Source organism: Pseudomonas sp. Wu6 (assembly GCF_019891515.1).
Lineage (GTDB): Bacteria > Pseudomonadota > Gammaproteobacteria > Pseudomonadales > Pseudomonadaceae > Aquipseudomonas > Aquipseudomonas orientalis_A.
The window spans coordinates 17,436-31,579 of sequence record NZ_JAFLXH010000028.1 but is presented as its reverse complement, the minus strand read 5'-3'; the positions used below and the strand labels follow the sequence as shown (position 1 = coordinate 31,579).

Annotated in this window: 1 protein-coding gene; it reads left to right on the top strand. The window is 65.6% G+C overall.

Going from position 1 to position 14,144, the window contains the following annotated elements; all coding sequences use genetic code 11:
• Nucleotides 1–107 precede the first annotated feature (107 nt).
• Complete coding sequence (locus tag J1G34_RS18870; protein WP_222994478.1) at nucleotides 108–14,144, top strand: non-ribosomal peptide synthase/polyketide synthase; 14,037 nt, start codon at nucleotides 108–110, stop codon at nucleotides 14,142–14,144.

The following is a 14,144-nucleotide window of genomic DNA, read 5'->3' as shown; positions in this document are numbered from 1 at the left end:
ACACCTCGCTTGCAGCCCCCATTGCTCGCTAATTTTTCCCTCTGCGGTTCGTTTTATAGGGACGACGTGCCTTTGTGCTTCCTGCCTATTGCTCCGGACTCCAACAAATGAATGCTGAAGACTCCTTGAAACTTGCTCGCCGGTTTATCGGGTTGCCCCTGGAAAAGCGCCAAGTGTTCCTGCAGGCCCTGCAGAAAGAAGGCGTGGATTTTTCCCGGTTTCCGATTCCGGCGGGGGTGGAGGCAGAGGACCGCCAGGCGCTGTCCTACGCGCAGCAGCGCATGTGGTTTCTGTGGCAGTTGGACCCGGCCAGCGGCGCCTATAACCTGCCCGGCGCCGTACGCTTGAAGGGTGCGCTGAGCCTGGACTCCCTGGACCAGGCGTTCGCCAGCCTGGTGGCGCGCCACGAAACCTTGCGCACGGTGTTTCAGCGCCAGGCGGATGAGCGGCTGGCCCAGGTTCCAATCGAACCGTCAGGGGTAGTCGAGCACCTGGACCTCAGTAACTTGGCCCCCGCTGACCGTGAGCAGGCCGTCAACGCGTCGGCAACGCGTCAGTCGCTGTTGCCGTTCGACCTGGAACACGGCCCGCTGCTGCGCGTGCAACTGCTCAAGCTCGATGCACACGAGCACGTGTTGCTGCTGACCTTGCACCACATCGTCTCCGACGGTTGGTCGATGAATGTGTTGATCGACGAATTCATCCGTTTCTATGACGCTCACGAGCGCAACGAAGCGCCGCAATTGCCGGCGCTGGCGATCCAGTACAGCGACTACGCCCTCTGGCAGCGTCGCTGGCTGGAAGCCGGCGAGCAGGCGCGCCAGCTGCAATACTGGCAGGCGCGCCTGGGCGATGAACACCCGGTGCTGGAGCTGCCGACCGACCGTCCACGCCCGGCCATGCCCAGCTACCAGGGCACGCGCCACACCTTCGAGATCGACCCGGCGCTGGCCGCGCAATTGCGCACGTGCGCGCAAACGCACAACGTCACCTTGTTCATGCTGCTGCTCGGCGCGTTCAATGTGCTGCTGCATCGCTACACGGGGCAGGGCGATATACGCGTCGGTGTGCCCATCGCCAACCGCAATCGCACTGAAGTCGAAGGGCTGATCGGTTTCTTCGTCAATACCCAGGTGCTGCGCACCGAACTGACCGGACAAACCCGCGTCGTCGAACTGCTGCAAGGCATCAAGGAACACGCCCTGGGTGCCCAGGCGCATCAGGAATTGCCGTTCGAACGCTTGGTGGAAGCCTTGAAAGTCGAGCGTAGCCTGAGCCATACGCCGCTGTTCCAGGTGATGTACAACCATCAGCCGGTGGTGGCGGACATCGCCTCCGTCAGCACCGCATCCGGCCTGGAACTGGCCCTGGTGGAATGGCAGGGTCGCACCACGCAGTTCGACCTAACCCTCGACACCTATGAAAAATCAGGCACCCTGCATGCCGCGCTGACATACGCCAACGACCTGTTCGACGCGCCTTCCATCCAGCGCATGGCCCGCCATTGGATCAGCCTGTTGCAGGCGATGGTGGCGGACGGTGAACAGCGCATCGGCGAGTTGCCGATGCTGGGCGCTGACGAGCAGCAGGTATTGGTCAAGGCCTGGAACCACACCGCCGCGCCGTACCCGACCGAACGCGCGATCCATCACCTGATTGAAGACCAGGCCCAACGCACGCCGGATGCCCCGGCGCTGGTATTCGGTGAGGTCACCCTGACCTATGCCCAGCTTGACGCGCGTGCCAACCAATTGGCCCATGCACTGCGCGAGCGAGGCGTCGGCCCGGATGTGCTGGTGGGGATCTGTGTCGAGCGTTCCATCGACATGGTCGTGGGCCTGTTGGCCATCCTCAAGGCAGGCGGCGCCTACGTCCCGCTGGACCCGGAATACCCTGGGGAACGCCTGGCCTACATGATCGACGACAGCGGCATCACGCTGCTGCTCAGCCAGCAAAACCTGTTGGCGCGACTGCCGACCGCAGGCATCCAGGTGATAGCCCTGGACCAGCCCGCCGACTGGCTCGACGCCTACAGCAGCGAGTCCCCGAACGTCACCCTCCATGGGTTGAACCTGGCCTATGTGATCTACACCTCCGGCTCCACCGGCAAGCCCAAGGGCGCCGGTAACAGCCATCGTGCGCTGGTCAACCGCCTGTGCTGGATGCAGCAGGCCTACGCACTCGATGGCAGCGACGCGGTGCTGCAGAAAACGCCGTTCAGCTTCGACGTTTCGGTGTGGGAGTTTTTCTGGCCGCTGATGACCGGCGCGCGCCTGGTGGTCGCCGCACCGGGAGAGCACCGTGAACCGGCCCGCCTGATCGAGACCATCAAGCGGCACGCCATCACCACCCTGCATTTCGTGCCGTCCATGTTGCAGGCGTTCATCCATGAGCCAGGCGTAGGCGCCTGCGCCAGCCTCAAGCGCATTGTCTGCAGCGGCGAAGCCTTGCCGTTGGACGCGCAACTGCAGGTGTTCGCCAAGCTGGCGAATGCGGCCTTGTACAACCTCTACGGCCCGACCGAAGCCGCGATCGACGTGACCCACTGGACCTGCATCGATGAAGGCGCCGACAGCGTGCCGATTGGCCGGCCGATCGCCAACCTCGGCACCTACGTGCTCGATGCCCAGCTCAACCCGGTACCGGCCGGTGTTGCGGGTGAGCTTTACCTGGGCGGCACCGGTCTGGCGCGCAGCTACCATCGTCGCCCGGCGCTGACCGCCGAGCGCTTTGTGCCGAGCCCCTTCGTGGCCGCTGAGCGCCTGTACCGTACCGGCGACCGTGTACGTCAGCGCGCCGATGGGGTGATCGAATACCTCGGCCGCCTCGACCACCAGGTCAAGCTGCGCGGCTTGCGCATCGAACTGGGCGAGATCGAAACACGCTTGATGCAGCACCCGCAGGTGCGCGAAGCAGTGGTCCTGGTACAGGGCGGCAAGCAGCTGGTGGCCTATCTGGTCCTTGAAAGCGAGGCCGTCGGCGACCTCAAGGCCTGGCTGCTCAACAGCCTGCCGGAATACATGGTGCCGACCCATTTCATCACCCTGGCCAGGCTGCCGGTGACCGCCAACGGCAAGCTCGATCGCAAGGCGCTGCCACTGCCGGACACTGCGCCGCAGCAGGCTTTCGCCGCGCCTGAAAACGCCCTGCAACAAGCCTTGGCCGCGATCTGGAGCAGTGTGCTAGGCATCGAGGCCGTAGGCCTGGACGATAACTTTTTCGAGCTGGGCGGCGATTCGATCATTTCCATCCAGGTGGTCAGCCGTGCCCGTCAGGCCGGTATCCGCCTCAGCCCGCGCGACCTGTTCCAATACCAGAGCGTGCGCAGCCTGGCGCTGGTGGCGAGCTTCGATGAGCTCAATGCGATCGATCAAGGCCCGGTCAGCGGTGAGGTCATCCTGACGCCGGTGCAGCAGGGCTTTTTCGCCCAGACCATCCCGGCGCGTCAGCATTGGAACCAGTCATTGCTGCTGACGCCGCGTGAAACCCTGGAGTTCTCTCGACTCGATGCGGCGGTGATGCAATTGATCCGGCATCACGATGCCCTGCGTCTGCGCTTCGTGGCGCAGGCCGAGGGTTGGCAACAGCATCACGCCGCGCAGGTCGGCGCATCGGCGTTGTGGCAGGCCCGTGCCGGCAGTGACGCCGAATTGGCCGCGCTGTGCGATGAGGCCCAGCGCAGCCTGGACCTGGAGCACGGCCCGCTGCTGCGCGCCGCCCTGGTCGACATGGCCGACGGTACCCAGCGCTTGCTGTTGGTGGTGCACCATTTGGTGGTGGATGGCGTGTCCTGGCGCATCCTGCTGGAAGACCTGCAACAGGCTTATCGCGAACAGACATTGCCGGCAAAGACCAGCGCCTACCAGCACTGGGCGCAGCGCCTGCAAGACCACGCGCAGGCCCTCGATCACCAACTGCCGTACTGGCAGGCGCAATCCATCGATGCCGAGTTGCCCTGCGATCACCCCGAGGGTGGCCTGCAAAATCGCCTGGGCGCCAAGCTTGAAACGCGCCTCGATGCCGAGTACACGCGCCAGTTGCTGCAAGAGGCGCCGGCGGCCTATCGCACCCAGGTCAATGACCTGTTGCTCACCGCCCTGGCACGGGTCGTCAGCCGTTGGAGCGGTCAACCCACCGCGCTGATCCAGCTGGAAGGACATGGTCGCGAAGACCTGTTCGATGGCATCGACCTGACACGCACCGTTGGTTGGTTCACCAGCCTGTTTCCATTGCGCCTGCAAGCCGATGGCGAGCTGTCCGGTGCAATCAAGGCGGTCAAGGAGCAAATGCGCGCCGTCCCCGACAAGGGCCTGGGCTATGGCCTGCTGCGCTACCTCGGCGCGCCGCAAGCGCGCGAATCCCTGGCCGGGCTGGCCGCGCCACGCATCACCTTCAACTACCTGGGCCAGTTCGACCGCCAGTTCGATGAGTCGGCGCTGTTCGTACCGGCCGGCGAGGGCAGTGGCCAGGCTCAGGACCCCGAGGCGCCGCTGGCCAACTGGCTGACGGTGGAAGGGCAGGTGTATGGCGGTGAGTTGGCCTTACAGTGGGGCTTCAGTCGCGAGATGTTCGAACCCTCGACCATCCAGCGCCTGGCGGACGAATACGCCGCTGAACTCAAGACCCTGATCGAACATTGCTGTGCCACGCCGGCCGGGCAGGTCACGCCATCGGATTTCCCCCTGGCACGCGTCACCCAGGCGCAACTGGATGCATTGCCGGTGGCCGGGCCGGCCATCGCAGACCTTTACCCCTTGTCGCCGATGCAGCAGGGCATGCTGTTCCACACGCTGTTGGAACCCGAGGCCCAGGCCTATATCAACCAGCTGCGCCTGGACATCGACGGCCTCGACCTGCTTGCGTTCGGGCGCGCCTGGCAGGCCGCGCTGGACCGTCACGACATCCTGCGCAGCAGCTTCCATTGGCTGGGCCTGGACAGCGCGCATCAAGTGATTCGCCGCCAGGTCGACCTGCAACTGCAAGTGATTGAAGACCCCCGCGCCGATTTCGATGCACTGGCCAACGCCGAGCGTACACGCGGCTTCGAACTCAATGCCGCGCCGCTGTTTCGCCTGGTGCTGGTGCGTGGCGCGGGCACGACCTGGCAGCTGATTTTCACCAGCCACCACATCCTGATGGATGGCTGGAGCAACGCCCAGTTGCTCGGCGAAGTGCTTGCTCATTACGCGGCCCAGGCCGTGCCTGCACCGCTTGGGCAATTTCGAGATTACCTGGGCTGGCTGCAACAGCAAGGCAACGGCGAAGCATTCTGGAAAGCCGAGCTGGCGCCATTGCCGGCGCCGACCCGGTTGGCCCAGGCGCTGCGCGCGCCGGTTGACGGTGCGGGGACTGCAGAGCATCACGTCGTGTTGGGCAGTGACTTCACCCAGCGCCTCGGTGAGTTCGCCCGCCAACATAAAGTGACCCTCAACACCCTGTTGCAGGGCGCCTGGAGCCTGCTGCTGCAACGCTACACCGGGCAGGCTTGCGTGGCTTTCGGCGCCACCGTGGCCGGGCGTTCCGCGCCGTTGCCGGGGATCGAGCAGCAGTTGGGCCTGTTCATCAATACCTTGCCGATCATCAGCGCCGCCTCGCCGGCGCAATCCGCCGCCAGTTGGCTCAGCCAGTTGCAGGCGCAGAACCTCAGCCTGCGCGATCACGAGCATGTGCCGCTCTACGACATCCAGGGCTGGGCCGGCCAGCAAGGCGCCGCGCTGTTCGACACGCTGCTGGTGTTTGAAAACTTCCCGGTGGCCGAAGCCCTGAAACAAGGCGCGCCGGCCGGCCTGACCTTCGGGCCGCTGCATAACCATGAGCGCACCCATTACCCATTGACCCTTGGCATCGAACTGGGCACCGGCCTGCGCCTGGAATTCAGCTACGACCGCGCGCAGTTCAGCGCGTCTCAGGTCACGCGGCTGGGGGACAACCTGCACCATCTGCTGGCGCAACTGTTGGCCGACGCTCACGTCTCCCTGGGCAATCTGCGCCTGCTCGACGCCCCCGCGCAGCGCGACGTGCTTGCCCTCAGCCAGTTGCCGGCGACCGCCCGAGGTCATCTACACGCCCATGAGCGCATCGCCGCCCAGGCCCAGGCCACGCCGGACGCACTGGCGGTGCAGGCCGGCAGCGAACGCTTGAGCTACGCCCAACTCAACGCACGGGCCAACCGCCTGGCCCATCGCCTGCTGGCACTGGGCGTGGGCCCCGGCCAGCGCGTGGGCCTGGCGTCGCGGCGCGGTCCGCAACTGATCGTCAGCCTGCTGGCGGTACTCAAGAGCGGCGCGGCGTATGTACCGCTGGACCCTAAATACCCGGCCGAGCGCCTGGCCTACATGCTCGCGGACAGTCGCCTGGACCTGCTGCTCAGCGAAACCGGCTTGCTGACCGATGTGCCGTTGCCGGTCGGGCTGACCCGTGTCGACTTCAGCGCCACGGGCGATGAGCTGGCCGACTGCCCGGCAACCAATCCGCCCAATCACGCGGCGGCGGCGGACCTGGCGTATGTGATCTACACCTCCGGCTCCACCGGCCAGCCCAAAGGCGTGGCCATCGACCATGCCGCCCTCGGCCAGTTCTGCGACAGCGCCGTGCTGTACAGCCAGTTGAGCGCAGAGGACCGCGTGCTGCAGTTCGCGACCTTCAGCTTCGACGGCTTTGTCGAGCAGTGCTACCCGCCGCTGTGCGTGGGCGCGGCGCTGATCATGCGTGGCGATGACCTGTGGGACGCCGGGCAACTGGCGCGCGAGATCGTTGAACAGGGCGTGACCCTGGCCGACTTGCCCGCCGCATATTGGTACCTGCTGGCCAAGGAATGCGTCATGCACCAACGCTCCCTGGGCCGGCTGCGCCAGGTGCATGTGGGCGGTGAGGCGATGTCCGTGGAAGGCCTGCGCGCCTGGCATGCTGCCGGGTTGGGCGGTGTACGGCTGGTCAACACGTATGGGCCGACCGAGGCGACGGTGGTGTCCAGCGTGCACGCGTGCCAACTCGATGATGCCAGCGACGCGTTCGGTGTGCCGATCGGGCGCGCGATTGAAGGGCGCTCGCTCTACGTGCTCGACAGCAGTTTCCAATTGCTGGCGACCGATGGCGTAGGCGAGTTGTGCATCGGCGCCGAAGCCGGTCTGGCCCAGCGCTATTTCGACCGCCCGGCGCTGACCGCCGAGCGCTTCCTGCCGGACCCGTTTTCCGCAGTCCCCGGCGCCCGACTGTATCGCAGTGGTGACCTGGCCCGTTACAACGGGGCGGGTGCGCTGGAGTACGTCGGGCGTATCGACCATCAGGTGAAGATTCGCGGCTTGCGTATCGAAATGGGCGAAATCGAAGCCGGCCTGCAAGCCTTGCCGCAGGTGCGTGAAGCGGCAGTATTGGCGCTGCCGAGCGCCACCGGTACGCAGTTGGTGGCGTACGTGGTGCCCGCTGCGGGCATCGCCTTGGACACACAGGCACTGGCGGCCCGTTTGCGTCAGTCGCTGCCGGACTACATGGTGCCCGGGCAGTGGGTGGTGCTCGATGCCTTGCCGTTGAACAACAACGGCAAGCTTGACCGCCGCGCATTGCCGGTGCCGGATCTGAACCAGCACACACAAGCCTACGTGGCGCCCCACAGCCCGCTGCAAATCCAGCTGGCAGCGATCTGGCAGGCGGTGTTGCAGGTTGAGCAGGTCGGGCTGGAGGATCACTTCTTCGAGCGCGGCGGCCACTCGTTGCTGGCCACCCAGGTCATCTCCCGGGTACGGCATGCGCTCAACCTGGAAGTGCCATTGCGCGCGCTGTTCGAACAGCCGACCCTGCGCGCGTTTGCCGACGCCTGCGCGGCGTTGCAGGTGAGCACGGCGCAGCCGTTGGTGGCGCTGGAACGCGACCATCCGCTGGCGTTGTCCTTCGCCCAGGAACGCCAATGGTTCCTCTGGCAACTGGACTCCGCCAGCGCGGCCTATCACGTTCCCACCGCCCTGCACCTGCGCGGTCAGCTGGACATCGCCGCCCTGGAGCAGGCGTTCCAGGCGCTGGTACACCGCCATGAGCCGCTGCGCACCACCTTTGTCGAGCAGGGCGAGCAGACCCTGCAAGTCATCCATCCCGCCCTGGCAGTGACCATCGAGCGCCAGCGCGTCGAGTTGGCGGCGATCGAGCAGGCGGTGGCCGAGGAAATCCAGCGCCCGTTCGATCTGCGCAGTGGCCCGCTGATGCGCGTCAAATTGCTGGAAGTCGCTGCGCAGCACCATGTGCTGGTCATCACTCAGCATCACATCATCTCCGACGGTTGGTCGATGCAGGTGATGGTCGATGAGCTGGTGGCGCTCTACCAGGGCGACAGCCCATTGCCGGCGTTGCCGGTCCAGTACGCCGACTATGCCCAATGGCAGCGTGACTGGATGGCGGCCGGGGAAAAACAGCGCCAGCTCGATTACTGGTGCACGCGCCTGGGCAGTGAACACCCGCTGCTGGAGCTGCCTCTGGACCATCCGCGCCCGGCGGTGCAAAGCCATCGCGGCGCGCGCCAGAAGATCCATCTGGACAGCACGCTGGTGGCCGAACTCAAGGCGTTGGCCCAGCGTCAGGACGTAACCTTGTTCATGCTGTTGCTGGCCTCGTTCCAGACCGTGCTGCATCGCTACAGCGGACAGTCCGAGATACGTGTCGGCGTGCCGATCGCCAACCGCACGCGCCTGGAAGCCGAACGGCTGGTGGGTTTCTTCGTCAATACCCAGGTCATGCAGGCCGAGCTGCAGGGGCAAATGCCCTTTGCGCAGCTGCTGGCCCAGGTCAAGCAGCGCGCCCTCGAGGCCCAGGCGCATCAGGACCTGCCATTCGAGCAACTGGTGGAAGCCTTGCAGCCCGAGCGCAGCCTCAGCCATAACCCGCTGTTCCAGGTGATGTTCAACCACCAGGACAGCTTGCGCGCCGGCGCCGTGCACGTGCCGGGCCTGGCATTGCAGCCGCTGGACTGGGCCGTTCACAGCACCCAGTTCGACCTGAACCTGGAAACCGAAGAATCCGCCGATGGCCTGTGGGCGTCGCTGACGTACGCCACCGACCTGTTCGAGCCGGCGACCCTGGAACGCCTGGCCGGGCACTGGCATAACCTGCTGCGCGCCGTGGTACGCGATGAATCACAGTCGCTCGACGAACTGGCGATGCTCAGTGCGCCTCAGCGCCAGCAAATGATTGAAGACTGGAACCACACGCCCGCCGACTACCCGCACGAGCAATGCGTACATCAGTTGTTCGAGGCGCAAACGCTCGCCCGGCCGGATGCCACCGCACTGCGCTTCAATGACGTCAGCCTGAGCTACGCCGAACTCAACCGCCGGGCCAATCGCCTGGCGCACCGGTTGATCGCGGCGGGCGTCGGCCCCGACGTGCTGGTGGCGGTGCATGTGGAACGCTCCCTGGACATGGTGGTCGGCCTGCTGGCAACCCTCAAGGCCGGTGGCGCCTACGTGCCGCTCGACCCGCAGTTCCCGGCAGAGCGCCTGGCGTTCATGCTCGAAGACAGCAATGCCCGGGTGTTGCTGACCCAGGCGCATTTGCGCGGTCGTCTCGTACAGCCCCAGGACCTGCTGGTGCTGCTGACCGACGACTGCGACGGTGACGCGCACAACCCTCAGGTGGACGTTACGCCGGAGCACCTGGCCTACGTCATCTACACCTCCGGCTCCACCGGCACGCCCAAAGGCGTGATGGTACGGCACCAGGCGTTGTGCAGCTTTACCTGCGGCATGGCCGATACCTTGTCCATTGACGGCGATGCGCGTCTGTTGTCGTTGACCACGTTCTCATTCGACATCTTCGCCCTGGAGCTCTTCGTGCCGCTGAGTGTCGGCGCGACGGTGCTGTTGAGCGAGCAGACCATGGCCCTTGACCCGGAAGCCATCCTCGACCTCGCTCACAACCAGGCAGCCAACGTGCTGCAGGCCACGCCGTCGACCTGGCGCATGCTGCTCGACAGCCCGCGTGCGCACCTGCTGCGCGGTATCCAGTGCCTGTGCGGCGGCGAAGCGCTGCCGGCTGACCTGGCCCAGCGTCTGCTCGATTTGCAGGGCCCGGTGTGGAACCTCTACGGGCCGACGGAAACCACCATCTGGTCGGCGGCCCATCGCTTGCACGAGGCGCAGCCTTTTGTCGGGCGACCTATCGCCAATACCTCGCTGTTTATCCTCAATGCCGGGCTTACCCCCTGCCCGCAGGGCGCGGCCGGCGAGCTGCTGATCGGCGGAGTCGGCCTGGCGCGGGGTTATCACGCGCGGCCGGCACTCACTGCCGAGCGTTTTGTGCCGGACCCGTTCGGCCCGCCAGGCGCACGCCTGTACCGCACCGGCGACCTGGCGCGTTACCGTGAGGACGGCGTGGTCGAGTACATCGGCCGCGTCGACCATCAGGTCAAGGTGCGCGGCTTCCGTATCGAGCTGGGTGAAATCGAAGCCTGCCTGCGGGAGTACCCAGGCGTGCGGGAAGCGGTGGTGCTGGCGGACAACGACCGTTTGATCGCCTACCTGGTGACCACCACGGCGGTGGATTCACAGGCCTGCAAAACCGCGCTGCGCGAGCGGCTGCCGGACTACATGGTGCCGGCGCACGTGTTGCTGCTCGAGCGCCTGCCGCTGACCCCCAACGGCAAGCTCGACCGCAAGGCCTTGCCCAAGGTCGATGCCGGTCAGTTGCACAAGGGCCACCTGGCGCCCGTCACCGCGCGCGAACAACAGGTTGCGGCGATCTGGGCCGAGGTGCTGGAGGTGCCGCAGGTCGGCCTCGACGATCACTTCTTCGAGCTGGGCGGGCATTCCCTGCTGGCCACGCGGGTGGTGTCGCGGGTGCGTCAGGCACTGGCGCTGGAAGTCGCACTCAAGACCCTGTTCGAGCAGCCCCTGCTGGGTGATTTCGTGCGCGCCCTCGGCGAGGAGGGCAGCACCGCACCGGCGCTGCTCAAGGCCGACCGCACGCAACCCTTGCCGTTGTCCTATGCCCAGGAGCGTCAATGGTTCCTCTGGCAACTGGACCCGCAGAGCGCGGCGTATCACATCCCCAGTGCCTTGCGTTTGCATGGCCCATTGAACGAAGCCGCGTTGCAACGCAGTTTCGACACCTTGCTGGCCCGCCATGAAAGCCTGCGCACTCATCTGCGCCAGGAGGCCACGGCTGCGGTGCAGGTCATCGAAGCGGTCGGCCGGATCGCTATCGACCACGGCGCCTGCGAGTACGCCGACCTCAAGGCCACCGTCGCCGCCGAGGTCGCACGGCCCTTCGATTTACTGCGCGGGCCGCTGTTGCGGGTCACGTTGTTGCGCCTGGCCGAGGACGACCACGTGCTGGTGCTGGTGCAGCACCACATCGTCTCCGATGGCTGGTCGATGCAACTGATGGTCGAAGAGCTGGTGCAGCTGTACGCCGCGTTCAGCCAGGGTCAAACCGCGGATCTGCCGGCGCTGCCGATCCAGTACGCCGACTATGCCGTATGGCAACGCAACTGGATGGAGGCCGGCGAGCAAACACGTCAACTGGCCTATTGGCGTGAGCAGTTGGGCAGCGAGCAACCGGTACTGGAGCTGCCGTTCGACTTTCCGCGCCCGGCGCTGCCAAGCCATCGCGGTGCGCGCCTGGGCATCGACCTGGCGCCAGGACTGCTGGAAGGCCTGCGCACCCTGGCGCGCAGTGCCGGCGTCACCTTGCCGATGGTGTTGTTGGCGTCCTACCAGGCGCTGTTGCATCGCTACAGCGGCCAGGAAGACGTGCGCGTCGGCGTGCCGGTTGCCAACCGCAACCGCCTGGAGACCGAGGGCCTGATTGGCTTCTTCGTCAACACCCAAGTGCTCAAGGCCGACCTTCACGGGCAGATGAGCGTCGAGCAGCTGCTGCGCCAGGTGCGCCAGCGCTCCCTGGACGCCCAGGCCCATCAGGACCTGCCGTTCGAGCAACTGGTGCAAGCACTGCATCCGGACCGCAGCCTCAGCCTGAGCCCGTTGTTCCAGGTGCTGTTCAACCACCGTGTAACGTCCGCCGAGCGTCAGTTGCAGCAGTTGACCGACCTGCACATCGAGGTCCTGGGCTGGGATGACGGCGTGGCCCAGTTCGACCTGGCGCTGGACGTGGAAGAAAGCCCGACGGCGCTGCATGCCTCCCTGAGCTATGCCACCGACCTGTTTGCACCCGCCACCATCGCGCGCATGGCCGGGCATTGGCAGAACCTGTTGCAGGCGATGGTGGCCGATCAGACTCAAGCCATCGGCCAGTTGCGCGTGTTGGATCAGCACGAGCAGCAGCACATCCTGCAACTGTGGAACCGCGCCGATGCCGGCTATCCGTCCCAGCGGCTGGTGCATGAGTTGGTCGCCGACCGTGCCCGGGAGACCCCGGATGCTGTCGCGGTGAAGTTCGATGCGCACACCCTCAGTTACGCAGAACTCGACACCCAGGCCAACCGCCTGGCTCATGCGCTGATCGCCCGTGGCGTCGGCCCGGAAGTGCGCGTGGCGATTGCCATGCCGCGCAGTGCCGAGATCATGGTGGCGTTCCTCGCGGTGCTGAAGGCCGGTGGCGTGTACGTGCCGCTGGATATCGAATACCCGCGTGATCGCCTGCTGTACATGATGCAGGACAGCCGGGCGCAATTGCTGCTCAGCCATACCCGCGCCCTGGCGCAACTGCCGGTCCCCGATGGGCTGGAGACCCTGGCGATTGACTGCAGCGAGCAATGGGCGCAGTGCAGTGACCGCGCGCCGAATGTGGCGCTGGACGGCGACAACCTTGCCTACGTGATCTACACCTCCGGTTCCACCGGCATGCCCAAGGGCGTGGCGGTGTCCCACGGGCCACTGGTGGCGCACATTATCGCCACCGGCGAGCGCTATGAAACCCGCCCGGCCGATTGCGAACTGCACTTCATGTCATTCGCCTTCGACGGCGCACATGAAGGCTGGATGCACCCGTTGATCAATGGCGCCAGCGTGCTGATCCGCGACGACAGCCTGTGGCTGCCGGAATACACCTATGAACAGATGCACCGCCACAACGTGACCATGGCGGTGTTCCCACCGGTGTACCTGCAGCAACTGGCCGAACACGCCGAGCGCGACGGCAACCCTCCAGCGGTGCGCGTGTACTGCTTCGGCGGGGATGCAGTGGCCCAGGCCAGCTACGACCTGGCCTGGCGCGCACTGAAACCGACCTACCTGTTCAACGGCTACGGCCCGACCGAAACCGTGGTCACGCCACTGTTGTGGAAGGCGCGCAAGGGCGACCCATGCGGCGCCGTCTACGCGCCCATCGGCACTTTGCTCAGCAACCGCAGCGGCTACGTGCTGGACGCGCAGCTCAACCTGCAACCCATCGGCGTGGCCGGTGAGTTGTACCTGGGCGGCGAGGGCGTGGCCCGGGGTTACCTGGAGCGTCCGGCGTTGACCGCCGAACGCTTTGTGCCGGACCCGTTCGGCAAGCCCGGCAGCCGCGTGTATCGCAGCGGCGACCTGACCCGTGGGCGTCCGGACGGTGTGGTGGATTACCTGGGTCGCGTCGACCATCAGGTCAAGATCCGTGGTTTCCGTATCGAACTGGGTGAAATCGAAGCGCGCCTGCGCGAACAGGACAGCGTCGGCGAAACCGTGGTGGTGGCCCAGGAAGGTCCGACCGGCAAGCAGTTGGTGGCCTACGTGGTGCCGGCCGATGCGACCCTGGCCGACCAGGCCGAATTCCGCGACAGCCTGCGTCGCGCCCTGAAAAGCGGCCTGCCGGACTACATGGTGCCGGCGCACTTCGTGTTCCTCGCACAGATGCCGCTGACCCCCAACGGCAAGCTCGACCGCAAAGGCCTGCCGTTGCCGGATGCCAGCCAGATGCAGCAACAGTACGTGGCGCCGCACACCGAACTGGAGCAGCAGATCGCCGCGATCTGGGCCGACGTGCTGCACCTGGCGCAAGTGGGCCTGAACGACAACTTCTTCGAAGTCGGCGGGCATTCCCTGCTGGCCATCCAGATCACCTCGCGGGTGCAGGCCGAGTTGGGCCTGGACGTACCGCTGATGGAACTGTTCCAGACCGAATCACTGCGCGCCTACGTGCAGGCCGCAGCCACTTTCCGCGCCGGCAGCGTGGAAGATTTTGATGATCTTCGTGACTTTTTGAGCGAACTAGAGGCGATTTGA

Excerpts from the sequence above, each read along its gene's own strand:
- J1G34_RS18870 (WP_222994478.1), top strand. The coding sequence starts at position 108 with ATGAATGCTGAAGACTCCTTGAAACTTGCTCGCCGGTTTATCGGGTTG.